The organism is Psychrobacillus sp. Z16_25 (genome assembly GCF_056856695.1).
The window spans coordinates 63,195-88,598 of record NZ_JBXEOV010000006.1 but is presented as its reverse complement, the minus strand read 5'-3'; the positions used below and the strand labels follow the sequence as shown (position 1 = coordinate 88,598).

25 protein-coding genes are annotated in these 25,404 nt (G+C 38.1%); 10 read left to right on the top strand and 15 right to left on the bottom strand.

Features of this window, described 5'->3' with window-relative positions:
• Positions 1-13 precede the first annotated feature (13 nt).
• Entirely contained in the window at positions 14-1,501 is a 1,488-nt protein-coding gene (locus AC1VU3_RS08550; protein WP_480389364.1) for a peptide MFS transporter, read from the bottom strand.
• Between the two features lie 134 nt (positions 1,502-1,635).
• Here AC1VU3_RS08550 and AC1VU3_RS08545 point away from each other — a divergent pair, with 134 nt between their 5' ends.
• Positions 1,636-3,357 (top strand): ABC transporter ATP-binding protein, encoded by a 1,722-nt coding sequence (locus AC1VU3_RS08545; protein WP_482983281.1) that lies wholly within the window; start codon positions 1,636-1,638, stop codon positions 3,355-3,357.
• A 69-nt stretch (positions 3,358-3,426) separates the two neighbouring features.
• Here AC1VU3_RS08545 and hflX read toward each other — a convergent pair whose 3' ends face one another.
• The 3 genes from hflX to AC1VU3_RS08530 form a co-directional block, all read right to left on the bottom strand.
• Positions 3,427-4,698, bottom strand: a complete 1,272-nt coding sequence (gene hflX, locus AC1VU3_RS08540; RefSeq protein ID WP_482983280.1) for a GTPase HflX — start codon at positions 4,696-4,698, stop codon at positions 3,427-3,429.
• 14 nt (positions 4,699-4,712) lie between these two features.
• Positions 4,713-5,456: a VOC family protein gene (locus AC1VU3_RS08535; RefSeq protein WP_480389361.1), complete on the bottom strand. Its 744-nt coding sequence runs from the start codon at positions 5,454-5,456 to the stop codon at positions 4,713-4,715.
• A 117-nt stretch (positions 5,457-5,573) separates the two neighbouring features.
• Positions 5,574-7,205 carry an AMP-binding protein gene (locus AC1VU3_RS08530; RefSeq protein WP_482983279.1) on the bottom strand — a complete coding sequence of 544 codons (1,632 nt, stop codon included), beginning with the start codon at positions 7,203-7,205 and terminating at the stop codon, positions 5,574-5,576.
• Positions 7,206-7,379: 174 nt separating this feature from the next.
• On the opposite strand from AC1VU3_RS08530, the gene AC1VU3_RS08525 reads away from it, so the two are divergent.
• The 3 genes from AC1VU3_RS08525 to rsiV all read left to right on the top strand — a co-directional run bounded on the left by AC1VU3_RS08525 (position 7,380) and on the right by rsiV (position 10,150).
• Positions 7,380-8,540 (top strand): class I SAM-dependent methyltransferase, encoded by a 1,161-nt coding sequence (locus tag AC1VU3_RS08525; protein ID WP_480389359.1) that lies wholly within the window; start codon positions 7,380-7,382, stop codon positions 8,538-8,540.
• A 255-nt stretch (positions 8,541-8,795) separates the two neighbouring features.
• Positions 8,796-9,290, top strand: coding sequence for a sigma-70 family RNA polymerase sigma factor (locus AC1VU3_RS08520; protein ID WP_480389358.1), 495 nt, complete (start codon positions 8,796-8,798; stop codon positions 9,288-9,290).
• Positions 9,287-10,150, top strand: a complete 864-nt coding sequence (rsiV, locus tag AC1VU3_RS08515; protein ID WP_482983278.1) for an anti-sigma-V factor RsiV — start codon at positions 9,287-9,289, stop codon at positions 10,148-10,150. Before AC1VU3_RS08520 ends, rsiV begins: the two co-directional genes overlap by 4 nt.
• Positions 10,151-10,229: 79 nt before the next feature.
• Here rsiV and AC1VU3_RS08510 read toward each other — a convergent pair whose 3' ends face one another.
• The 6 genes from AC1VU3_RS08510 to AC1VU3_RS08485 form a co-directional block, all read right to left on the bottom strand.
• A complete protein-coding gene (locus tag AC1VU3_RS08510) occupies positions 10,230-10,742 on the bottom strand; it encodes a PCYCGC motif-containing (lipo)protein (RefSeq protein ID WP_482983277.1) in 513 nt (170 codons plus the stop codon).
• Positions 10,743-10,751: 9 nt separating this feature from the next.
• On the bottom strand, positions 10,752-12,128 hold the full coding sequence (fumC, locus tag AC1VU3_RS08505) for a class II fumarate hydratase (RefSeq protein ID WP_482983276.1): 1,377 nt from the start codon (positions 12,126-12,128) through the stop codon (positions 10,752-10,754).
• 27 nt (positions 12,129-12,155) lie between these two features.
• Positions 12,156-12,287 carry a hypothetical protein gene (locus tag AC1VU3_RS08500; protein ID WP_482983275.1) on the bottom strand — a complete coding sequence of 44 codons (132 nt, stop codon included), beginning with the start codon at positions 12,285-12,287 and terminating at the stop codon, positions 12,156-12,158.
• A 15-nt stretch (positions 12,288-12,302) separates the two neighbouring features.
• Complete coding sequence (locus tag AC1VU3_RS08495; RefSeq protein ID WP_480389354.1) at positions 12,303-12,416, bottom strand: HD domain-containing phosphohydrolase; 114 nt, start codon at positions 12,414-12,416, stop codon at positions 12,303-12,305.
• 147 nt (positions 12,417-12,563) lie between these two features.
• Positions 12,564-14,099: a flotillin family protein gene (locus AC1VU3_RS08490; protein ID WP_480389353.1), complete on the bottom strand. Its 1,536-nt coding sequence runs from the start codon at positions 14,097-14,099 to the stop codon at positions 12,564-12,566.
• Between the two features lie 17 nt (positions 14,100-14,116).
• Positions 14,117-14,620 (bottom strand): NfeD family membrane protein, encoded by a 504-nt coding sequence (locus AC1VU3_RS08485; RefSeq protein WP_482983274.1) that lies wholly within the window; start codon positions 14,618-14,620, stop codon positions 14,117-14,119.
• A 263-nt stretch (positions 14,621-14,883) separates the two neighbouring features.
• Here AC1VU3_RS08485 and AC1VU3_RS08480 point away from each other — a divergent pair, with 263 nt between their 5' ends.
• The 3 genes from AC1VU3_RS08480 to AC1VU3_RS08470 all read left to right on the top strand — a co-directional run bounded on the left by AC1VU3_RS08480 (position 14,884) and on the right by AC1VU3_RS08470 (position 19,449).
• The gene (locus AC1VU3_RS08480; RefSeq protein WP_480389351.1) at positions 14,884-15,504 is read left to right on the top strand and encodes a DUF47 domain-containing protein; all 621 of its coding nucleotides are present in this window, start codon (positions 14,884-14,886) and stop codon (positions 15,502-15,504) included.
• Between the two features lie 11 nt (positions 15,505-15,515).
• Entirely contained in the window at positions 15,516-16,514 is a 999-nt protein-coding gene (locus AC1VU3_RS08475) for an inorganic phosphate transporter (RefSeq protein WP_480389350.1), read from the top strand.
• Positions 16,515-17,316: 802 nt separating this feature from the next.
• Positions 17,317-19,449 carry an MMPL family transporter gene (locus tag AC1VU3_RS08470; protein ID WP_480389349.1) on the top strand — a complete coding sequence of 711 codons (2,133 nt, stop codon included), beginning with the start codon at positions 17,317-17,319 and terminating at the stop codon, positions 19,447-19,449.
• 65 nt (positions 19,450-19,514) lie between these two features.
• Here the strand turns inward: AC1VU3_RS08470 and AC1VU3_RS08465 are convergent, their stop codons facing one another.
• Both AC1VU3_RS08465 and AC1VU3_RS08460 read right to left on the bottom strand, forming a co-directional pair.
• Complete coding sequence (locus tag AC1VU3_RS08465; RefSeq protein WP_480389348.1) at positions 19,515-20,120, bottom strand: alpha/beta hydrolase; 606 nt, start codon at positions 20,118-20,120, stop codon at positions 19,515-19,517.
• Between the two features lie 64 nt (positions 20,121-20,184).
• On the bottom strand, positions 20,185-21,198 hold the full coding sequence (locus tag AC1VU3_RS08460) for a beta-carotene 15,15'-monooxygenase (RefSeq protein WP_480389347.1): 1,014 nt from the start codon (positions 21,196-21,198) through the stop codon (positions 20,185-20,187).
• 193 nt (positions 21,199-21,391) lie between these two features.
• Between AC1VU3_RS08460 and AC1VU3_RS08455 the strand changes: the two genes are divergently transcribed.
• Complete coding sequence (locus AC1VU3_RS08455; protein ID WP_482983273.1) at positions 21,392-21,856, top strand: GNAT family N-acetyltransferase; 465 nt, start codon at positions 21,392-21,394, stop codon at positions 21,854-21,856.
• 229 nt (positions 21,857-22,085) lie between these two features.
• The gene (locus tag AC1VU3_RS08450; RefSeq protein ID WP_482983272.1) at positions 22,086-23,123 is read left to right on the top strand and encodes a serine hydrolase domain-containing protein; all 1,038 of its coding nucleotides are present in this window, start codon (positions 22,086-22,088) and stop codon (positions 23,121-23,123) included.
• Positions 23,124-23,197: 74 nt separating this feature from the next.
• Here the strand turns inward: AC1VU3_RS08450 and AC1VU3_RS08445 are convergent, their stop codons facing one another.
• The 3 genes from AC1VU3_RS08445 to AC1VU3_RS08435 all read right to left on the bottom strand — a co-directional run bounded on the left by AC1VU3_RS08445 (position 23,198) and on the right by AC1VU3_RS08435 (position 24,712).
• Positions 23,198-23,575, bottom strand: coding sequence for a DUF3221 domain-containing protein (locus tag AC1VU3_RS08445; protein WP_482983271.1), 378 nt, complete (start codon positions 23,573-23,575; stop codon positions 23,198-23,200).
• A 12-nt stretch (positions 23,576-23,587) separates the two neighbouring features.
• The gene (locus AC1VU3_RS08440) at positions 23,588-24,052 is read right to left on the bottom strand and encodes a hypothetical protein (RefSeq protein WP_482983270.1); all 465 of its coding nucleotides are present in this window, start codon (positions 24,050-24,052) and stop codon (positions 23,588-23,590) included.
• Positions 24,053-24,214: 162 nt separating this feature from the next.
• Positions 24,215-24,712: a DinB family protein gene (locus AC1VU3_RS08435; protein ID WP_482983269.1), complete on the bottom strand. Its 498-nt coding sequence runs from the start codon at positions 24,710-24,712 to the stop codon at positions 24,215-24,217.
• Positions 24,713-24,843: 131 nt separating this feature from the next.
• Between AC1VU3_RS08435 and AC1VU3_RS08430 the strand changes: the two genes are divergently transcribed.
• Positions 24,844-25,215 carry a nucleotide excision repair endonuclease gene (locus AC1VU3_RS08430; RefSeq protein ID WP_480389341.1) on the top strand — a complete coding sequence of 124 codons (372 nt, stop codon included), beginning with the start codon at positions 24,844-24,846 and terminating at the stop codon, positions 25,213-25,215.
• Positions 25,216-25,404 lie beyond the last annotated feature (189 nt).

The following is a 25,404-nucleotide window of genomic DNA, read 5'->3' as shown; positions in this document are numbered from 1 at the left end:
GTTTCAACTTTCGTTAATTTATACCACGCATATATTTTTGAATAATAGGGCTAGCGAAATAAAGGGCTAAACCAATTAGCAGTGCTATTCCACCTATAATTCCAAAATACATAATTTCATTTTCAGGACTATAAAATTTAACCACTTGTGCATTAATCGCCTGTGCTGATGCATTTGTCATAAACCAAAGACTCATTGTTTGCGCAGCAAAAGCAGCAGGTGCTAGTTTTGTAGTAGCGGATAATCCTACAGGAGAAAGTAATAATTCCCCTAAAACTACTAGGAAGAAGCTAAGAACTAACCACCACGGGCTAACTAAAGACTCTGTTCCATTTAGATACGCAGGAATCATCATAACGATGAAGGATAGTCCTGCAAAAAATAGACCGAATGCAAATTTGCGAGAAGTAGTAGGCTGTCTATCCCCTAGTTTTACCCATACCCAAGCAAATACAGGTGCAAGCGTAATGATAAATAGTGGATTTAACGATTGGAACCAAGCTGGTGATAACTCAATAGAACCAATAGTTAAGTTTACTCGTTCATCCGCATATTGAGCTAAAATATTGGATCCTTGCTCTTGAATTGCCCAGAACATCATGGCAGCAATAAACAATGGAATATAAGCAAGTAGCCTTGATTTTTCATCTTCCGTAGATTTCTCACTTCGATACATAACAATAAAGTAAATAGTAGGAATGAGAATCCCAAGGATAGAAATAGTCATAGTAAACACATCGATTGTCATGATTCCTTCTCGAACTAAGAAGAATCCTAAAGCCCCTACAACTACTACACCGATCACAAAACGTAACAGCAAAGTCTTTCTTTCTTGCTTTGTAAGTGGATTTGGTACATATGAGCCTGCTAAGCCTAAATACTTCTTTTTAGTTACTAAGAAAACAATTAATCCAATAGCCATCCCAACAGCTGCAAGACCAAAACCTAGATGGAAATCATAATCTAATCCAATTGTTCCGACAATTAACGGTGCAATAAACGCACCCATATTAATACCCATATAGAAAATACTAAAGCCAGCATCTCGACGTACGTCCTCTTTGGAATATAAATCGCCAACTATACTGGAAATATTCGGTTTCAATAAACCTGTACCAATTACAATTAGGCCCATAGAGATAAATAAGGTAGTTATACCACCTGGGAATGCTAACACTATATGCCCAATCATAATCAGTATTCCACCATAAAATACCGTTTTCGTTGTACCGAAAAGTCGGTCTGCTATCCAGCCTCCTATAATTCCTGACATATAAACTAGAGAACCATAGACTGCCATAATGGAGTTAGCTGTGGAGCGCTCTAGTCCCAGTCCGCCTTGCGTAACTTCGTAGTACATATAGTAAATAAGGATCGCTCGCATACCGTAGTAGGAGAATCGCTCCCAAAATTCAGTAAAAAATAAAGATAATAACCCTTTTGGATGTCCAAAGAAACCTTTTTGGGGTACCGTTTTAACTATTTCTTCTTTTGATAACAAGTTTAGACCTTCTTTCTGTACAAAAAATATAATAATATTTCCCCTTTTTTGTAGAAATAGAAACATTTTAATATTTCGAGTTGTGAAATTTTTCGGTATAATATGCTTTATGACTACAGAAAAGGGTGCTTACTATGATTAGGAAATTTTTTGCCTTCTACAAGCCTCATAAGCGTCTATTTATCATAGACTTTTCCAGTGCAGTGTTTGTAGCAATTTTAGAACTGGCTTTTCCAGTAGCAGTTCAATGGTTCATCGATGAACTATTACCAGAGGGTAATTGGGATACAATTGTACGTGTCAGTATACTACTTTTATTTGTATATATCATTAGTACATTTCTCCAATTTATCGTCAGTTATCTAGGGCATAAGCTAGGGATTAATATTGAAACAGATATGAGAGAAAAACTATTTAATCATGTCCAAAGACAATCCTTTCGCTTTTTCGATAATACGAAAACTGGGCATATAATGAGCCGTATCACCAATGATTTGTTCGATATCGGAGAGCTTGCTCATCATGGTCCAGAAGACCTATTTATAGCAGTGATGACACTGATTGGTGCTTTTATGATAATGTTCAACATAAACCCAGAACTTGCAATAATCGCTATTATCATGGTTCCATTTCTGTCCATTGTTGCTTCCTTTGGAAATATTATGATGAATAAAGCATGGAAACAAATGTATGCAAATATTGCAGATGTAAACGCAAGAGTGGAAGATAGTGTCTCCGGCGTACGTGTTGTGCAATCATTTACGAACGAACAATTTGAAATGGATCGCTTTCAAAAAGATAATGGAAAGTTTCGCTTAGCTAAGCTGAAAGCCTACAAGGTAATGGCAGGCACTCACTCAAGTATTTTCATGATGACTCGTTTAGTTACATTAATTGTTCTAGTAGTTGGCGCATGGTTCACCTTCCAAGAACGCATGTCGTACGGGGAATTAGTCAGCTTTGTTTTATATGTGAATGTTCTAATTAAACCGGTGGATAAGATTACCGCATTACTAGAGCTTTATCCAAAAGGGATGGCTGGATTCAAGCGTTTCCTAGAGCTTGTAGAACAAGAACCAGAAATTTTGGACAAGCCAGGCGCATTGGAAGTACAGCATTTAGCTGGGAATATACATATTCAAGATGTCAGCTTTCGTTATGACTCCCATAAGCCTGTCTTAAACAAAGTAAGCTTATCCATTAAAGCTGGAGAAACTATTGCTTTCGTCGGCCCCTCAGGAGCAGGGAAAACAACTATTTGCTCTTTAATTCCTCGTTTTTACGAAATAGATGAAGGAGTTATCTCTATTGATGGGCTAAATATTCAGGATATTAAGTTAAAATCTCTACGTTCTCACATAGGTATTGTACAGCAAGATGTGTTCCTATTCACTGGAACTATAAGGGAGAATATTGCATACGGGAAAATGGATGCAACGGAGGAAGAAATAAGAGAAGCTGCCAGAAAAGCGCATTTAGAAAGTCTAATCGCTTCGCTGCCTGACGGATATGACACGCAAATTGGAGAAAGAGGTTTAAAGTTATCTGGAGGACAAAAGCAACGATTGGCTATTGCACGGATGTTCCTAAAGAATCCTCCAATTCTGATTCTAGATGAAGCAACATCTGCACTAGATACCGAAACGGAGAAAATAATTCAGCAATCTCTAATGGAGCTTGCAGAGAATCGTACTACCCTCATTATCGCCCACCGTCTTGCAACTATACGAGATGCCGACAGAGTTGTGGTAGTAACAGAGGACGGTATAGTAGAAGATGGAACTTATACAGAGTTAGTGGAGCAAAACGGTATATTTGCTCGCTTGCATCATATTCAATATCAGCAGCTAGATTAAGTAATATAAAATAGAGCTGTCTAAGACGTTGACTTCCTCAACTTCTTAGGCAGCTCTTTACATTTGGTTTTATTGTTTGTATACGTACTTTTCATAGCGTTGATAGTCAGCTTGCTTTAACTCTACTTGAAGTAGAGTTCCTTCCTCTTCATAAGTGGTAGATGTTATAGAAGCATGCTCGTTCAAATAGTTTATAACATCCCCACGGTCAAATGGAATTAGCATGGTACAAGAAATATAATCTGTAAAAATATAGCTTTTAATCTGCCCTATTAGTTCCTCAATACCTTGCCCATCCTTAGCAGAAAGCCAGATATTTTTTCCAGATACGTATGGATAATGTAAATTAGCCTTATCTGATTTGTTGTATACAAAAATGGTAGGTACATCCTCTACCCCAATATCTAGAAGCGTCTTATTCGTCACCTCCATCATATAACGATGCTCCTCATTTGACACATCTACGACATGCAATAATAAGCTTGCATCCCTTGCTTCTTCTAGCGTGGACCGAAAAGCTTTTACAAGATGAGTAGGAAGCTTGCTAACAAACCCAACGGTATCAGTTAATAGAAATTCCTTGTGGTCTGGTAGTTTAATTTGTCGAACAGAAGTCTCTAGCGTAGCAAATAACATATCCTTTTCCAACACTTGCTTATTACCTTCTTGTCCTACATGTTGGAGCAATTGATTCATAATGGTAGATTTCCCTGCATTCGTATAGCCCACTAGAGAAACAACTGGAATCTGATTTTTTCTTCTTAGTTTTCTTTGAGTTTCTCGTTGATCCTTCGCATGTTCCAGCTCACGCTTCAACTTTGCTATCTGATCCTCTATTTTTCGTCTATCTAACTCGAGCTTTGTTTCCCCAGCTCCACGGTTTCTAAAACCACCGCCGGTACCTCCGCCTTGTCTACTGAGTGAAGCACGCAGTCCCACAAGCCTCGGCAGCATGTATTGAAGCTGAGCCAATTCTACTTGCATCTGGGCTTCATTTGTTTTTGCCCGACGACCAAATATATCTAGAATAAGCATGGTACGATCAATTACCTTACATTCTAAATCCTTTTCTAAATTTCTTATTTGAGAAGGAGATAACTCATCATTAAATATTACTAAGTTTGCATCTGAGCCTTCATATAAGCTTTTAATCTCCGCTACTTTTCCCGTACCTACGTAGTGAGAAGAATTGACCCTATCAAGAGCTTGCGTTATTTCTCCTACAACTTCCACGTCTAATGCCTCAGCAAGATTATGTAACTCCTCTAGCTCATATTCAAAGTGCTCATTTTGTTGTAGCTTTACCGCCACCAATATTGCTTTCTCTACTAATTGTTCCAAGTGTAATCCTCCTTTTAAACGAACCGATACGTAGCTTGCTCATATTTTATCACTTCTTTTTTATTGTGCCCTTCTATATAAACACTTACAAGTCTTTCTCTTTGTAGGTTGCCTGACTGCTTAAATGTCAGCTTTGTTTTTCCTAATAATAATATTCCTTCCTCGATCTCTTCTAAACCAAAATAGCTCTTCCATTTGTCCATTATGTTCCTTGGATTATGAACATGAAACTCACATTCAACAATACTTTGTTGAAGGTTTTCCCTTTGTATCATTCCATCCTCTTGAAGTGATTGAAGTCTCCTTTCATCTTCTTCCTCCCATTGAATGAAGAAAGGAGTGGGAAGTGAGTCATTTACTTCTTCCTGAACAAACAGCATTTCCCATTTCTTTGTTTGACCATTCGCAGTTTTTCTTTCAGCCTGTAAAATACCAGATGTTTTTACACCTTGTCCTTTTAATCTACTCTCGACATCTTTCATATTATTCGTACGAATGCAAATAGTTCCGTACCCAGGACCAGCCTCTAAATCGTGAAGCAGTAAATTTACTAAGGGATGGTTTGAGTTTGTGGCAACATCTCTATTTTCTATAGCCAGCCATTCTATATAGCTATTCTTTGTATATAATAGAGCATTATGTGTTCCCCACTGTATGTGCTGTCCTCCTACCACGGCGTGGAAACCTTTTTGTTTCCAGTCCTCTACTACTTTCTTTGGAGTTCTTGTACTAAAATGAACAATATGATCTAATAACATGCTCTCACCCCTATTATTGTTTATCTCTTATTATGCATATAAAAAAGCATCGGAGTAAAGCCGACGCCTCTTCTAAAGCCTTTTCGTTTTTGTCGATTTCCCGGGAAATATATCCTTTTATGCTTCTACTTTTTGTTTAGACATTTCTCTGAGTAAGAATTTTTGAATTTTACCGGATGCTGTCATCGGGTAAGCATCGATAAATTCTATATATCTCGGGATTTTATGAAAGGATATTTTGCCCTTGCAATAATTCTTTAATTCGTCTGCCGTAACCTTTTCTCCTGCTTTCAGAATAACCCAAGCCATTAGTTCTTCCCCATATTTCTCATCCGGTACACCGACCACCTGCACATCCTGTATAGCTGGATGCTCGTATAAAAATTCTTCTACTTCTTTCGGATAAATATTCTCCCCACCTCGGATTACCATATCTTTTATGCGCCCAGTGATATCGATATAACCTTCTTCATCCATTACAGCAATATCCCCTGTATGTAACCACCCACTTGAGTCTATAGCCGCCTTTGTCCCTTCATCATTTTTATAATAACCTTTCATTACTAAATAACCTCTAGTACACAGTTCTCCCGGAACTCCTACCGGTGCATCTTCACCGGTTGCTGGATCAATAATTTTCACCTCTACACCGGGATGTGCTTTCCCTACCGATGAAACTCTTTTTTCAATATCGTCATCCGTTTTCGTTTGCGTAATTACAGGAGAAGATTCTGTCTGCCCGTATGCAATGGTTATTTCAGAAGCACCCATCTCGTTCATTACCTTTTTCATTACCTCCATTGGACAAATGGAGCCAGCCATGATTCCTGTTCGAAGGGAAGAAAGATCATATTGCTTAAAGGCAGGATGGTTCAGCTCTGCGATAAACATGGTAGGAACTCCATGCAAAGCCGTACATTTTTCATCCTGAACGTATTGAAGTACCTTCTCAGGGTCAAATTGTTCTACTATCACCATTGTCGTTCCGTGAGTAACGGAAGCAATTGTACCCATCACACATCCGAAGCAGTGGAAGAATGGGACAGGGATACATAAGCGGTCTTTCTCCGTTAAATGAATATAGTCACCAACTAACTGCCCGTTATTTATTATATTTTTATGCGTTAGCATTACACCCTTAGGAAAACCGGTTGTTCCTGACGTATATTGGATATTAATAACATCCTCGTTGCGAAGTGCTTTCATCGCTGATTCTAAGGCTTCGTCTGAAACACCCGCCGCATAATCTAGCAGCTCCGACCATTTGAATATACCGGGGTAATCGTTTTCACTCATGACTATCACTCTTTTAAAATGCGGCAATTTGGCAGACTGAATATTTCCTTTCTCCGCATCATGTATTTCTGGACAAATTGCCCGAATAATATCCAAGTAAGAGGTTCCCTTAAATGATTCAGTTAATATAAGCGTTGTTGAATCAGATTGTTGCAGGAGGTACTCCAATTCTTTTTCTTGATAGTTTGTATTGACTGTCACTAAAATAGCACCCATTTTACCGGTAGCAAATTGACTTAGTAGCCATTCTCTTTTATTATCCGACCAAATTGCTACATGCTCCCCTTTTTTAATTCCTAACCCAAGAAAAGCTTTTGCAAGCTCATCTGTTTCACGGTCAAACTCTTGATAGGTCACCCTGATTCCACTATCAGGATAAACATATGCCTCGTGTTTTGGAAACTTTTCCGCAGCTGCCTTTACTATTTCCGCCATTGTTCTTTCGTTTAACATACCAATCTCCCCTTTTGGTTGTTTCTCCGATAATTTTATCATAAAATTCTGAATACATTAAGAATGAGAAGGATTTTTTCTAGGGAATTTACACCAGACATCCTTCCTACCAATCCTCATTCCTCCTGTGATACACTAGCCACATAGTAAAACATGAAAAAGAAGGCGATCTAATTGGATTTTCAACAAATGAAAGAAATGCTTGAACAAAAAATACTGGATCAGCAGTTAGTTTCCGCAACCGTCAGCCAGCCAAGGACAAAATCCAATGAGCTAAAAAGAGTAAGATGGAAACCTATTCAACTAAAAAACAACTATTATGTGCAAATGGAATACCAATATGAACGAGTGCTAAAGCATGAGAATATTTCGCTAGAGCAGTTCCCTCTAAAGCTCGCAGAACTATTAGAGCAGTTCAGACAAATACATGCAGATTTCATTGATGAAAAGGTTCATATCCAGCTATCCAAGAAAAATAAGGTGATGTGGAAGTCTGAAGCGACAGCAACTACTAAAAAAGTCGATTTAGCTCATAATCGCAAAAAGAATTACTTATTGGATGAGCATACTCCTTATCCATTTCTTATTCGCCTTGGTGTCCAGAGTACCGATGGAAAGGTAAAAAAACAAAAGTATGATAAATTTAAACAAATTAATCGTTTCATCGAATTTATTGACGACTCCCTTGAGTATCTTCCGAAGGACAAGCAAATAAGAATTTTAGACTTTGGTTCAGGTAAATCTTATTTAACATTTGCTTTATACCATTATTTAAAGGTTGAAAAGGGTCTGGACATACGAGTAACAGGTCTGGATTTGAAAAAGGAAGTAATAGAAGAATGTTCAAGAATAGCGGATGAGCTTGGCTATGAGCATTTGGAATTTTTAGTTGGAGATATCAACGACTACAATGAGGAAACCGCAGTTGATATGGTGGTTACGCTTCATGCATGTGACGTGGCTACAGACATGGCCTTAGGAAGAGCTGTAAAATGGGGGGCAAGTGTCATTCTTAGTGTTCCTTGCTGTCAGCATGAGCTGAATAGACAGCTTAATGCCCCTTCCCTAGAACTCATGCTTAAGCACGGTTTGATAAAAGAGAGGTTTGCCGCTTTAGCAACCGATTCCATTCGGGCAGAAATTCTAAGCATGGTGGGATATGAAGCTCAGCTGCTTGAATTTATCGATATGGAAAACACACCGAAAAACATCCTGATTAGGGCCTATAAAACAGGGAAAAAACCATCTAAGCAACAGATAGAAAGCTACCAGCAATTTAAACAGCTATTAAACGCTGAGCCCTTTTTAGAAAATGAATTACAAGATTATTTGTAAGACCACCCACTCAAGTATGACGGAGGGACGTTAAGCTAGCAGCTTTCTGTCCCTTCACTTTTAGTTATCCTTCTAAGACAAAATTTAACGTCAAAGCTCCCATTAAAACCCTCTTATCTACGCCCCCCTTCTCTCCCCAAAACTTCTCGTCCCATTAGTTAGAGAAAAAGAAGTATATTTCTCCTCCAAACTTTTTCTCGGGCTCATCCGTCTAATTTTTATACGCAAATAGCGAATAGTTAAAGGGGTAACTTTATGAATAAAAAAAAGAAGTATCTACTGATTGAGAACTACCTTCTCGAAAATCAACAGGCACATTATCGATTTGCTTATAGCTACGTGAAAAATAAGGAGCAAGCAATGGATATATTGCAAGACAGTATTATAAAGGCTCTTCGCTCCATTGACGCACTTGACAAGGCTCAATATTTAAAGACCTGGTTTTATCGAATTTTAATCAATACATCACTCGATTTAATCCAAAGAGATAAGAAAATAGTCTATGTAGAGGATAACGTGCTAGATTATCACCTCCCTGTCCAAGAAGATGAGATACGAGATATCGATCTCTATGAAGCAATTGACCACTTGTCTGGACCAGATAAAACAGTAATTATTCTAAGATACTTTGAAGATATGAAGATTGACGATATTGCGAAGCTATTAGGAGAAAATAAGAACACGGTAAAATCTAGGCTCTACGCTACACTCAAAAAACTTAGAGCACTTTTAGAGGAGGCAGGACAATGAAAGGCTTAGATAAAGCAAAACAAACATATCAGGAAACACCTATTCCTCAGGAGCTTAATGATATGGTGCGTAAATCCATTCAGACTGCTAAACAAAAACCAATAAGAAAGAACAGGATCAAGCATTGGGGAATGGGGATAGCGGCAGCCTCCGTCTTATTTATAGGTAGTGTGAATATTAGTCCAGCTCTTGCTCAATCTTTAGCTGCTGTACCTGCTTTACAATCACTAATTGAGGTCATCACCGTGCAAGACCTTAAGCTGGAGACTCAAAACTCTAGCATACAAATAACCACTCCAAACGTTTCAGGCTTAGAAAATAAAGACTTGGAGGAAACACTAAACAAAAAATATATAGCGGAAAATCAAACATTGTACGATAAATTTATACAGGAAACTGGTATCGATTCACAAGGAAATGTAAATATCGCTACAGATTTTAAAGTACTAACCAATACGGAAGATATTCTATCTATCACGCGCTATCAGTCTATAGCATACGGTTCTTCTCAGCTTATCATGAGAACAGATAACATTGATAAAAAGCATGAAATATTAATAACTTTACCAAGTTTATTTAAAGATGATTCTTATATAGAAACGATCTCTGCTTATCTAATAGGAGAAATGCAGAAGCAAATGGAGATGGATAATCAGATAGTTTACTGGATAGCAGGTGAGGAAGAAGTTGGTTTTGAGCAAATTCGTCCAGATCAAAATTTTTCTATTACAGAAAACCATAAGCTTACCATATCCTTCGATAAATACGAGGTGGCTCCGGGGTCTGCTGGTATTGTATCCTTTGAAATACCTACGGAGATAATAGAAAACCAACTTGTAAGTGATTACTATATAAAATAATGGTAGAAGAAATACGAAAGCACTCACAACCTTAAATGAAGTGAGTGCTTTCGTTTATTTATTTTATCTAATATTCTTTTTAAGAAGGCATTGGTGTATTTGTTGGTTCTGCATAGCCCTCTTTATACGCTTCATCAATAGCCTGCCTAATTTCAGTTAAGGATTTCCCTTCTTGCACCATCTTTATGGAAGTGATAGCAGTTTCCAAGCACGCTGCACAGCGAGTCCCATGATCATCCCAAACGACTTCTCCACTTTCTCTTATCTCAGCGACAAAACAATTAAAGTTGTTTAAATGCCCTACACTTTCACCGCAGCCACAATAGCAAGGCATCCATTTTAATATATCACGCGCCTTGGCTGCAGCTTGATAGACAAGTTTCATCTCATCAGACTGAGCATCTAGAAAGGTTGGTAACACGTCTGTTGAAGCAGTGATTTCCTGAATGTCACCGTTTGTCTGATGGTCTACATGCACTTCTCCGTTTTCATGTTTATGTTCATGTCCTTGCTCTTCAACCTTTTCTTTTTGTTGGCCACATGCCCCCAAAACCAGGCAAGCACTGAATAGCAGTAATAGTATTTTTTTCATTTTTACCTCTTATATCATTTTTTCTGGGCGTACAATTTCATCAAATTTTTCAGCAGTTAATAACTCTAAAGCAATAGCTGCTTCCTTAAGGGTCGCGCCATTTTTATGCGCGTACTTCGCTATTTTTGCTGCATTTTCATAGCCGATATATGGATTTAATGCTGTTACAAGCATTAAAGAATTATTCACATGATGCTCTATTTGAGCAAGATTCGGCTCAATTCCTACTGCACAGTTATCATTGAAGCTAATAATTGCATCACTTAACAGGCGTACAGATTGAAGGAAGTTATGAATGATTACAGGCTTAAATACATTTAATTGATAATTCCCTTGGCTAGCTGCAAAGCTTATAGTAGTGTCATTTCCCATAACCTGCGCAACTACCATAGTCATAGCCTCACTTTGAGTTGGATTTACTTTCCCGGGCATAATAGAGCTTCCTGGCTCGTTCTCTGGGATAATCAATTCCCCGATTCCAGAACGTGGACCACTTGCTAAGAAACGAACGTCATTTGCAATTTTCATTAAGTCTGCTGCTAGACCCTTAATTGCACCATGAACGTATACCACATCATCGTAGCTCGTAAGCGCATGGAATTTATTTTTTGCAGATGTAAATTCAATACCAAGTGCCTTTGAAATTTCTGCTGCCACTTGCTCTCCAAATCCCTTAGGTGCATTCAACCCGGTACCAACAGCTGTACCTCCAACTGCAAGCTCCTTCATATCCTCTAAGCTTTGCGCAATCATTTTAGAGGATTTTTCTAGCATTCTATGCCAGCCACTAAATTCTTGGCCAAGTGAAAGTGGTGTCGCATCCTGTAAGTGGGTTCGACCAATTTTCACAATATCCATAAATTGCTCGGATTTCTTTCCTAGTGTTTCTTTTAATATATCAATTGCAGGCAATAATTCTTTTTGAACAGCCAGTACTCCTGCAATATGGAGCGCGGTAGGGAAAGTATCGTTAGAGCTTTGTGATTTATTTACATCATCATTTGGGTGCAAACGCTCTTCACTACCCTGTTCCTCTAATAGCTGATTGCCTCTATTTGCAATAACTTCATTCACATTCATATTCGTCTGGGTACCGCTTCCTGTTTGCCAAACAACTAATGGAAAATGGTCATCGAGCTTACCAGCTAATATCTCATCAGCCGCTTGTGCGATGGCATTACGCTTCGCTTCGGATAAGTTCCCTAGAGAATGACTTACGATTGCTGCAGATTTTTTTAGAAGTGCGAGTCCGTGCACGACGCCGATTGGCATTTTCTCTATGCCTATTTTAAAGTTCTGCTTTGATCTCTGTGTTTGTGCTCCCCACAGTCGATCTTGTGGTACCTTAATTTCTCCCATTGAATCTCGCTCAATACGATAAGACATGTTTCCTCTCTCCTTTGTTACCAATTATTATTTTTCGTGAAGCATTTGTAAAAACTCATCTAGAACCTCAGGATGGAATTCCGCTCCCAATCCATCTCTTATTTCCTGTATAGCCTCTTGAACGGACATGCCACTTCGATAAACTCTGTTAGTTATCATGGCGCCATAAGGCATCTACAGCAGAACATTAGACGATTCTAAGGGGATTTCTTCCTCTACTGGTCCATAAGGGTATCCCTTTCCATCATACCTTTCATGATGCTCTTCGACAATTAAAGCGGCTTCCATCTGTAACTGTTCGTGATTTCTCGTTATCCCTCAAATAAAATTCAATTCGACAGTAGCTGTTTTGTCCTTTCTAAACCTCCAACAGGGATCTTTTACAAAGAAAAAGATGGAACCTAAGGTGCATTGGTCCATCTTTTAGAGGTTTCATTAAGTTAATTGAACTTCTTTCTCTTCTTTTTCTTCATTTGACTTTTTCACTTCATGCGTCAGCTGCTCCAAACTTGGACGAATGGTATTTTTTCCAGCATAGCTCTCTAGTAGATCCTTCACATCTATGCCCGAGGAAGCCTTAAGTGTTTCCTGTAAGGTAGACATTAGGTTCGTTGCATAGGAGGTTACTTTGTTAGCTCCTCCACCTTCCCCACTCCCTGTATCGACAACTGTAATTTTATCAATATTAGATAATGGGCTAGCGATCTGCTTAGCATATTCAGGAAGCATATTAATCACCATGTCCATTACCGCAGCTTGACCATATAGCTCAAATGCTTCTGCAATTTTACGTTTTGCTTCCGCTTCAGCAAGTCCTTTCAATCGGATTACCTCTGCCTCTGTTTCCCCTTGTGCACGTTGAGCATCTGCTTTTGCGATACCGTCAAGACGCACTTTTTCAGCATCTGCTTTCGCTTTCGCTTCAATACGATATTTTTCTGCGTCCGCTTCTGCAATTTCTCTATTTTTAGCAGCAGCTGCACTTTGTTCAATCGCATAACGATCAGCGTCCGCTTTTTTCTTTACCTCAGAATCATATTGCTTCTCGCGTCGCAGTATTTCCTTTTCTTCTAGTTCAATTTGCTTTTGTCTTTCAATGATACGAATTTGCATTTCCTGCTCTGTAACCTCTTGCTTTGCTTTGGCTGTTTCTAATTCGTACGCTTGGTCAGCACGGGCTTTTGCTACGTCCTGCTCACGACGATATTCAGCTACTTTTAGTTGATTATGTTTTTCTGCCTCTGCGATTTCGGTTGATCTTTCAATTTCTGCCTTTTGTGCTTCTTTATCAGCTTCTGCACGCTTAATACGTGTTTCCTTTTCCGCATCGGCAGTTGCTATGTCCGCATCTCTTTTTACTTGTGCAATTCGCGGCTTTCCTAGAGAATCTAAATAACCGTTTTTATCTCGAACATCCTTAATTGTAAAGGACACGATGATAAGCCCCATTTTTGCAAGGTCTTGGGATGCAACACGCTGTACCTCTTGAGAAAATTTATCTCTGTTTTTATATATCTCTTCAACCGTCATTGATCCAAGAATAGAACGCAAATGGCCTTCTAATACTTCTTTTGCCTCAATTTCTCTGTCTTCCTTAGACTTTCCTAAGAACTGCTCAGCTGCAGTGGCAATTTCCGGTATAGAACCACCAATCTTAATGATTGCAGTTCCGTCTGCCATAACCGGTACCCCTTGCTCTGTATACACTTCAGGAGTTGTTACTTCTAATTTACTAGAAAGTAAGCTTAGTGGCTCTGACTGTTGGAAAACAGGTAGCACAAAAGTTCCTCCACCTCGAATAATCTTTATACGATTGCCAGAATCATCCGTATGCACATTTTTAGAGCCCAAGTAGCTTCCTGTAACGATTAACGCTTCATCTGGTCCAACTGTCTTGTACTTCGTTACATAAACAATCAATAACACTGCTAATACAAACACCACAATACCTATCGGAACTAAATATTCCATTTCTTTTCCCCCTTTTTTTATAAAGGCATATACTCTTTTACTAAGAATGTGCCCTCTTTTACCTCGATAATTAAAACCTGTTTGTCATACTGGATTTCTTCATTTTCATAGCCAGCTGCACGCTTGGATAAAATACCATTCACTGTTTCAATGATAATTTCACCATAACCATCTGATGGGATGGGAACTATTACTCTACCAACTAGACCTTGTAAATCAGCATCTGAGTAAGCTAATGAAACCTCAGCCGATGATAAAGGAATAAGCACAAAATAATAGAGGAGAAAAGTAAAAACCGTGGATACCAATAAGGAAACTACTATAATAAGCTGATCCGACCAATCGGTTAGATTGATCAGAATAAATCCAGAAGCACAGATAAATAAAAGAAACGAGAGGACAGTAGTCGGGCTAAATACACCCTCAAATGCGTCAGTAAAATCTGCAAATATCACATATAAAACTGTTATGAGACCAATTACCAATAAACCATATAAAAAAATTTGTTCGATTCTTCTCACTCCTTTACCATTTATTTTCCTTTCAATTAATTTTACGCTATTCACAAAGAAAAGTTTCAAAAATATTTTAAGATTCAAAATTGAGGGTATAGTATGGCATCTGGCATTTGTTACAGTATTTTGTCCGACTAACAAAGATTAATGTTACAATTTTGTAAATTTAATAAGTTGCCAGTAAAAATAATAGGCTTTTCACTATTTTTTTTGGTATGCTATGTGAGGTAAATTATATTGAGAAATTTTCGAAGTCTAGGAGGCTTTTTATGATTAGTTCAAAAAAACCAGATCCATTTTTCTTGTCGCTTTTGAAAATTGCAGAAAACGTGCGCGAAGGTGCTCACTATGCTGATGATTTTCGAATAAATACGGTTTCTGATTTAAAAGAAATCAGCTTACATATGAAAAATTATGAAACTGCTGGGGATACTCTAATTCACGAGTTGATTGTTATGCTAAATAAATCCTTCATGACACCTATTGAACGAGAGGATATTTTAGAACTCGCAGTCCGTATGGATGATATTTTAGACGGAATTGATAACTTTACAGCTCATTTAGAAATGTTCTCTCTAGTAGAAATTGACGAGTCGATGCGTACATTTCTAGGTTATATCGTAAAAAGCACAGATGAAATCGTAAAGGCTATGGAGCTTCTATCCCAAAAAAAATTGTTGAAGATGAGAGACCATTCGATTCTAATTAAGGACTACGAGCGTAAATGTGATGAGGTGTTACGTTCTTCTATAAAGCAATTATTCTTGAAGGAGAAAGATCCTATTCGTATCATCCAATTCAAAGACATATACGAACAATTAGAAGATATAGCTGATTATTGTCAAAACGTAGCCAATACGCTTGAAACAATTATTATGCGTAACGCTTAGGGGATATAAGTATGGATACTATAATTATATTAACATTAGCCGTCGTATTTTTTGCTTTGGCATTCGATTTTATTAATGGGTTCCATGATACCGCCAATGCAATTGCTACATCAGTATCGACAAGAGCTCTAAAGCCTCGAGTAGCTGTATTTATGGCTGCTATCATGAACTTTATTGGAGCTCTAACGTTTACGGGAGTAGCCAAAACAATAACAAAGGATATAGTAGATCCATTTGCATTAGAGCAGGGTACCCTTATTATTCTTGCCGCTCTTCTATCAGCGATTATTTGGAACTTAGTAACTTGGTATTATGGTATACCATCCAGTTCTTCACATGCCCTAATTGGTTCCATTGCTGGAGCAGCAGTATCTGCTGCAGGCTTTGCCATTTTAAATTACACTGGCTTTATAAAAATTTTACAAGCTTTAATTCTTTCTCCATTTATCGCATTAGCTGTAGGATTTTTAATGATGTCTTTATTTAAAGTAATCTTTAAAAATGGTAGTCTGTATGGAACGAACAGAAGATTCCGTACCTTCCAAATCGGAACTGCAGCTTTACAGGCCTTCACTCACGGAACGAATGATGCGCAAAAAGCAATGGGGATTATAACAATGGCTTTAATCGCAGCTGGCTGGCAAACAAATGATGACATCCAGCTCTGGGTACGCTTCTCTGCAGCTTTGGCTATGGGGCTTGGTACTTCTATTGGCGGTTATAAGATCATTAAAACTGTTGGCGGAAAAATAATGAAAATACGTCCTATCAATGGGGCTGCAGCTGACTTATCATCTGCCATGATTATTTTTGGAGCCACTACAATCCACCTTCCCGTTTCTACCACGCATGTTATCTCCTCTGCCATTATGGGAGTAGGAGCTGCACAACGCGTGAAAGGAGTAAAGTGGGGAGTTGCGAAAAAGATTGTCTTGACTTGGGTAATTACATTACCTATTTCCGCTATTTTAGCAGGGTTAATATTCCAACTATTAAACTTATTCTTTTAATTAGATTTCTTAAGTTAATAAATTGGGACGGAACAAATCGAATGAGGAGCACTTATGATTCTATAATATTATTAGAGTCATAAGTGCTTTCTTAAATTTTGGGGTTCAATTCTCCGCTGCTTCTGACCAATAGTGGTTTCTACTATTAGCAAATTTTAATTAATAAAAGAATAGAATCTATCAAGATAAGAATGATGTTTGTCTAACCCTTTCTTTCCTATTTTTTGAACCTATGGTTCTCCGCATCGTCGGACGCTTTCCATGGGGGCGTGGTAAGCCAGCACCCAACGCTTTGCGTGTGGCTGTGCCGGCTTACCTACCACCTTGCTCCCATAGGAGTCGCCGACGCTGCTACAAACCGATAGAGTTTCTTACTACAAATGAATTTAATCCATAATTTCAAGAAGGGATAGAACCCATTAAAAAGAAAGGGTTATGTCCTACCCTCTTTTTTACTTATTCCCTCCCTTCTACAACAGTCAGTGTTGCCCATATTAAGTATCATATAAAAAGAATGAATGAAGAATGCCAATGATTTCGACTTCCCTTTTTTCCATTCCCAACATCCTCGTCATATCAATCTCCTTCTCTTCAACCCTTGCTCCCTTAAAACTTAATCATCATGCATATTCAATTTAAAGTCCCACATGGAAATATTTCAATAAGGCAGAAACCATTTCTTTGGTTACGGCTTCGATTTACGTTTTCCTTTTCTTTTTTCGAAACTGGTCCTCCCGGTTGTTGATTCTACTCGTTTTCTATTACAATAATAAATAGGTTTTTCATCTTAAGGAGGGGCACCATGAAGTTAATTGCCAATTTTGTAACGAAATATTATAAGCTCACTCTAATAGCTTGGTTGGTTGTTTTTGCGGTATTAGCCTTCTTTGCTATTAGAATCCCTGAAGTTTTAGAGGGTGATGGTTTTTTTACAAACGGCGACCATCAGGAGGTCATGGATGAACTATCAAAAACCTTCGATATGCCCGCTGAAACTTTATTTGTCGTTTTTGAAGAGAAAACAGATAACGAAATAAAAGATACATTAAAAAAAATCGAAAAATTAGACCTTGCAGAGTCCATACAATCCCCTTTGGAGGATCGCACACTTTATAAGGAAGACGTTGCATATGCGATGCTACATTTTAGCACAGACATACCTGATAGAACGGTAGTAGTAGATCCTATTCGAAAAGCAATAGGGGATGAAAAAGGAGTAACCCTCACGGGAGGCGCGGCTATAAGCAAGGATATTAATGCAGCTAGCCAAAGAGACCTTGCAAGCGCAGAGGCTATTGGTTTACCTATCGCCTTGATTGTTTTATTACTCGCTTTCGGAAGTGTCATGTCCGCATTCGTCCCTATCGCAGTAGGTATTGTAACGGTTGTATCTACGTTTGGACTCATGACAATAATCGGAGAGTCCGTAAACTTATCAATCTTTATCTTAAACGTTGTCCCAATGCTTGGCTTAGCTCTTAGTATAGATTTTGCGCTCCTGCTGATTAATCGATATAAAGAAGAGTTAACCAAACAACCTATAGAGGATGCTATCAAAACGGCCATCCAAACTGCCGGTCGCTCTATCATCTTCTCCGCGTTATGCGTATTTATCGGGTTAGGCGCAATGTTCGTATTGGACGTTCAAATCTTCCAGAATATCGCGCTTGGAGGAATGCTAGTTGTCTTCTTAGCCGTATTAGCATCTATTACACTCCTTCCTTCCTTACTAATGATATTGAAGGAACGAATCAACAAATGGACGATCCTGAAAGTAAAGCCAGGTGGCTCTACTAAATGGCATCGCTTTGCCTCTTTCGTAATGAAGCGGCCTATCACGATTGTCCTTGTAGCATTAGTGATACTTGGAATCGGAATTATTCCTGTTATAAATATAGAGCTTACGATTCCACAAGTGGATTCACTTCCTCCTTCCTATGATTCCCGTGAAGCTTATGAGCTGATGGAAGAGGAATTTAACTTTGGAGAGGAATCTACGATGTATATGGTTGCTGAGCGTCCAAATGGCTGGGAGCAAGAAGATGGGCTACAAGCAATCAAAAAGTTACAGGATGCTCTTCTTGCAGACCCAGATGTAAAGCAAGTGGATACAATATTTACAGCTAGTGAAATTCCAACGGTAGAACAGTGGCAGCAAAGCATGGAAATTCTAGAGGTTCAAAATCAATTAGATCCATTAGTAGAAAGCTTTATACAAAATGACAAGCTCTTCATCCCGATTACACTTGGTTTAGATGGTACCTCACAGAAAGCACAAGATTGGGCAAGAGAATGGGCTGATAAAGATCTCGGCGTCGACTATAAGCTAGGCGGCCACCCTAAGTTTAATCAAGAAATTTTTGATGAGATTTTTAGCAAGGTAGGACTACTTTTAGGAATAATTATCGGTTCGACCTTACTCATCTTAATGATTGCTTTTAAATCCATTCTCATTCCGTTGAAGGCAATTCTTATGAATGTCATTGGCTTAGCCTCTACCTTTGGGATACTTGTCTATATATTTCAATATGGACATTTTGGTTTAGAAGAAACAACCATTGCCTTAATTATCCCAGTGATCGTCTTCAGCTTGGTCTTCGGGCTAAGCATGGATTACGAGGTATTTTTAATTTCTCGTATCCAAGAAGAGTATGTAAAACATTATGATAATACTCTAGCAACTATTGATGGGTTAACCTCTACTAGTAAGATTATTACATCTGCGGCATTAATCATGATTGTTATAACTGGAGCCTTTGCCTTCACAGACGTAATGCCTGTTAAACAAATAGGTGTTGGAATCGCCATAGCAATAGCTATTGACGCTACTATCATTCGACTGCTTCTTGTCCCAAGTCTTATGAAGCTTTTCGGAAAATGGAATTGGTGGCTCCCTTTTAGAAAAGGTCCCTATAAAGCAAAGAGTCTTCATTAATTAATTTCAAAACGCCCATTTTGTAAGAGTAGTCAACAAAATGGGCGTTTTCATATTTATTTAGATTAGAAATTTGATTGGTACCATTTTTTCGCAGCTTCTACTTCTTCCTGTGTTAGCTGATGTCCATAAGAGTGCCAGAACAATTCTACTTGCGCCCCTTTACTCTCAAACAAACCTTTTAATTCTTCGGATTCTTCTACCGGACACATAAAATCATTTTTTCCTGCTGCTATAAATATCGGTAGACCATTCATATTCGGCAGCTCTACGCCCCTCCTAGGTACCATTGGGTGGTGTAAAATGGCACCGGCTAAAGCGTGCTCATACTCGAACAGTAAATTGGCAGCTATATTAGCGCCGTTTGAATAGCCAATTGCAATCACATTATTCCGGTTAAATCCATACTGTTTGGCTGAATCATCCAAAAACTTTTTTAATTCCTCTGTTCTATATGCCAAATCCTCAAAATCAAAAATCCCCTCTGCAAGACGCTTAAAAAAGCGGGGCATCCCATTCTCTAATACATTTCCTCTAACACTTAAAATATTTGCCTTAGAATCTATTTCTCTACCTAACCCCACTAAATCGTGCTCGGTCCCCCCTGTGCCATGTAATAATAGAAGGGTGTTATTGGCAGGGTTATCCCCTTTGTAATATACATGCTTCAAGAGAAAACCTCATTTCTACATTATCTCGAATTTGAGATAATTATAACGATAAGTGAGAAGTTGGTCAATTAATCAGTTCTTTTAGCTTTGCTGGGTCGTCTACTCTTATTGCAAACTCAGTGATATTTTTCTTTCTTCCCATAAACTGAGTAACTTCAATAGGCTCATTAAGATAAATAATTGCCTGAGGCTCTAACTCCTCAAAATCCTTGTATATAAATTTGATTGTATCTTTTTGAGGAAGCGAGCCTCCCCATTCTACTTCCTTTATTAACGAAATGGGAACTGCTGCTCTTGCTGTAAAACCTTGTGTTATATATAATGTCCCATCTCTTTTTTCAATGGGATGAAGTCTAGTAATTTGGATTTCCGCCAAGAAGAAGAAAACAGAGTAAATATTTAAAATCAATAGCACGATAGATAGAATAAGAGACTTTTCATGAAGCCACCAATGAAGGCCTATAGTTTCAATAATAATTGCATGAATCAACATAATATTAAATGCTATTGTACTAGTGTTCTTATGCATACTAACACTATCAGCTTCCCTTGGAGCTTTCTTCTTCCAAGTAAAAAGAGCATAATAGAACATTATTATCTCAGTCATAATAATATTTACGAGTATATTTTTGGTTATGAGCTTTTCCACAGCTGGGATAAGTCCAAACAGTATTCCAGATTTCATCGCCATTATTTCAGCTTTAATTTTAGGGATTTTCCATAGAATTAAAAATAGAATTCCTATTTCTGCTGTAATTAATAGTATCTCTATTGCAATCCCTGCATATAGCACGCCTATATAAGGGACAAACAGTTCATAAGGTACTATAAGCCTTGCAAGGATTAACCCAGCTACCATAAATCCAATGGTTTGCTTGATGGAAATTTTAAAAGCACCGAAGAAAAGAAGAGGAGCAATTATTGCTAAGTCAATTAAAGAACCAAGTGCTACGCCGCTCGTTAATTGAATGGAGAATATGCTCGATATTTCTGGACGATATAAAAGAAAGTTACTTACTAATACCAGAAGCAGCAAAAATAAAGCTATTTTGGCGAAGCGCGTTTTACGTAAAATCATCTTCATCACCCTTTCCGTTCCATTCCTTACATTTATTATATCTTTACAGGCCCCCAGAATAATGTTATTTTTTAGAAAAGTGTAACAAATTTATGAACAATTAAATTGGTAGCTTTAAAAGTAAATTCTTGCCTCTCTTATTAGTAGCATGCTGATAATAAAGTAATAATAAAAATATAATAAGGGGATTATGGTGACTTATAAGTTTAATAGGATGACGCAAGAACAAGCAGAGGAAATAGCATTTCACTGGCACTATGATGGAGAATATTCTTTTTATGATATGGAAGCCGATCAAGATGATTTAGAGGAGTTTATTAACCCGAAGACACGAGGGCCCTCTATGTATTCCGTTATGGAAAATCATGAATTAATCGGTTTTTTTAGTGCAAATAAAGTAAATAACCTTACTGTTGATATCTCCTTAGGATTAAGACCAGACTTAACTGGTAAAGGAATAGGAATGGAATTTCTTCAAAATGGCATGGAGTTTATTAAAAATAAATATAAACCTAAAAAAATGACATTATCAGTAGCGAGCTTTAATCAAAGGGCAATCAAACTATATAGAAAAATAGGCTTTAAAGATGCTAATACGTTTATGCAACATACAAATGGGAGTACATATGAATTTGTGAAAATGGAATACAAATGCTAATAGAATCGCTCATTGAACGAGGCTAGGACAAAACAAATGCGAAGCTCTTATGATCCTTTCAAATACATTATAAATGTTTACTTTTTTGTGTTTCTCAGGGTTCTTCGCTACGTCAGACGCTTTCCACGTGCTAACTAGGATGTTGTTCAAGTAAACGTTGTCACGAGGGGGCAATCTTAGTTCCTTATTCTTTCGTGCGTTAAAAATAGATTAATAATGGTGGGGGTTGGTGGCTATAAAAACAAGGAATAGTAATATCCAAGAACGTATGAAGGAGTTACATGTTGTAGGCTTAAGCATGGTTGTAATAAAAAACAGTTTAATTGACAGAACAGCCACTTTTGGTTATTTGGATAGAGAAACAAAAGATATAGTAAACACTCAAACACTCTTCCATGCATGTTCCATCAGTAAATTTCTTACCGGACTGTTAGTACTTAAATTAGCAGAACAGCAGTATTTCCACCTAGATGACAATGTAAACAACAGGCTGGTGTCTTGGAAAATACCGAGCAATAAATATACAAGAGAAGTGACATTAAGAAATTTACTTAACCACCAATCTGGAATGATAGATCCTCAAGGCAGCTTTTCAGAGCTCGGCTCAATGGATTCTGCTCCTACTATGAGAGAACTTCTAGAAGGTAAGAGTCCTTACTGCAACACTCCCGTCACCGTACAATATGAGCCCGAAAGCAGGTTCGAGTATTCAGATGCAGGTTATTGTGTAATACAGCAGCTAATAGAGGATGTCATGGAAAAAACATTTACAGATGTTGTGGAGGAACAAATTTTTAAACCATTACAAATGACCAATAGTAAGTTTAAGATTGAACAGATAGATAAAAATATTGCAAGCGGGCATCACAAAAACGGCAAAGTAGTAACAGGAAAATATCCTATTTATCCTTATCCTGCAGCTGCTGGCTTATGGACAACTCCCTCTGATTTGGCCATCTTGATGATTGAATTAATCAACTCCCTAAAAGGGCGAAGTACAATTGGTCTCTCAGCTAAGGTTGCGAGGGAAATAACTACACCGAGCGACACAATAGGATGGGCTGGATTAGGTGTATTTTTAGAGAGCTTCGAGGATGGAGTTGAAATATCTTCACTTGGTTGGGGTGTTGGATTTCAATGCATGACGGTTGCCTTTCCTAATCAAGAATCAGGCCTAATTATGATGACGAATACTGATTTAGGAATTCATCAAATGAAGGGGATTATTGGAGAAATATATCAAGAATACCGAGAAGGTTTCCTTTAAATTTTCCATCAAAAAAGAGAGTACATGAATAAAATTTGTTCATGTACTCGCCGGGTTTTGAGAAGCCCTATTGTCTACTCTTCTATTTTCTCTACAGTTTGCGCAGCTCCTTGGGCAGGGTATGACTCCTTGATAGTAGTGTATCCGACCTTCACCTGATCATATAGCTCCAGTTCACTGGCCTGCCCTAAAGAAAAGGTAAACCAGGTTGCCTCGTTCCCTTGTTGTAACAGTTCTTCTACCGTGGATGCCTTTGCTTCCTCAACGGATATATCACTTATTACGAGCATAGAAGACTTATCCTTTATTTCAACAATCACACCTGTAGTATAAGTAGTTGGTTCAGGCTGTGTTGGGTTTTCATCAAAAAATTTCATGATAAAATAGAAGGTAGCCCCAAGTGCCAGTAGTATGACTGCTATTAAAATAAAAACGGTCGACTTCCCTTTCATTTACACCACCCCCTACTTCTTTTTAGAGCGGTAAAAGCCCTCTTCCAACAGATAAGTCTTTGCTTCCTCATAGGAACCAAAGCTTTCCTCCAGATTGTAGCCATGATAGATATTCCATAGCGTGTCCTCTTGCAAAAGAGTCAGCTTTGAATTCTCCTTGTTTTTCCATTCTTCTTCTAACTCTTCTTCTACTTCCTCTTCTGTAGCCAAATAGTTTATGGAGTCCTTAATAATTTGCTTTAATTCAGATGCAGAAGCTTCACGAATATTCACATAACCCTTTTCATCTGCCTTATATTGCGGAAGATTTCCAACATATACAAAGCCATTGCCATTAGGATGTAGGTGATAAACAACTGTAGTTTTTTCGTACAGGCTGTCTTCGTAGTGGTAGTTCACTCGCTTCATGGAAACTTCTTTACGAGTCAGCTCTGAAAATTCCTGTATAATTACTTCTTTTTCTTCAAATGTCAGCATATGATTCCTCTTTCTTTCCTATCTTTAGTATTTTAGTATAACACACTATTAATCCCTTCTTGTCCACCATTCTGCTAGAATAACGAAACATATCACTATTCCAATGGCCAGTCCAAAAAACCAATCAGGTAACAAGCCCAATTTAATCCTCCTTGCCTATTCTCATTCATCAAGCTCTGAAAATGCCATCCATTCCTCTCTAGACGGGCCGTAAAGGCCAGGCACCTTCAGTCCAGCTTGACGCATTAGTATTGTCATCTGTCCTCTGTGGTGAATTTGATGTGTGATAAGCACTTTTAATATGGCGGCTACACTCCAGCTTTCTCCATACATATCTTTCTTCTCATTAAGTGTATCATCATTCCACTGCTCTTTCACAGCATTTACAAGGGCTTTACTTGAAAACTCATACGCCTCTAATATTTCCTTTGTGCTTTTAGGTTCTGACTGATCATGAGGAGTGGGAGAAAAAGCAAGATCTGCCTTTTCAATCATTTCACCAATCGTCGTGACTAAGTGCCAAGCTAAATTACCGAGTGTCATGCCATGCTCGTATGACTTTTGCATAAGTGATTCATCCGTTAAATTACTCAGTACACGAATCGTCCCTTCGCTTTCATTTTGCCAATCCGATAAAAAATCCTCTATTCTTCTGTACATACCTTCTCCTCCTTTTATTCTCTCTTCCCTTCCTATTCTTGCTATAAGTTTGTTTCTCCTGCTCCTACTTAATAGATATTAGACAGTAGATGTGTTAGACTAAAGAGTAGAAGATAAAGGACGTGAATAACATGATTAAAATTGAACTACCAAAGCCCGATGTGACGATTACTCAACGAAAACAAGAGCCTAAAGAAGGCGAAGTTGTAATACCATCCATCTACGGTTTTATTGATTTCCACCAGATCCCTCGCGATAAGGGCGGAATCTTTATGTTTTACAATAAAAATGATGAACTGTTGTTTGTAGGAAAAGCCCGTAAAATCAGACAGCGTATTAAAAAACATTTTGAAGACAATGTTTCTCCAATGCTTAAGCACAGAGACGAAGTAGCCAAAATAAGCGTATGTATTGTAGAAGATCCTATGGACCGAGAAATTTATGAAACATATGCAATCAATACTTTGAGAGCAAAATATAATATCGACAAGGTTTTTTATTAAGCGATAAGGAGCCTGAGACAAAACAATAGAACAGCACTTTCGATTTCATATTTTTGATGGAATCGAAAGTGCTTTCTTACTTTAAAAATGTGTGGTTCTTCACTGCGCGTTAGCGTTCGGCTACGGCTCACCGGAAAGCGTCCGACGATGCGAAGAACCAGAGGTTCACAATAAGAAAGCACGTATGAT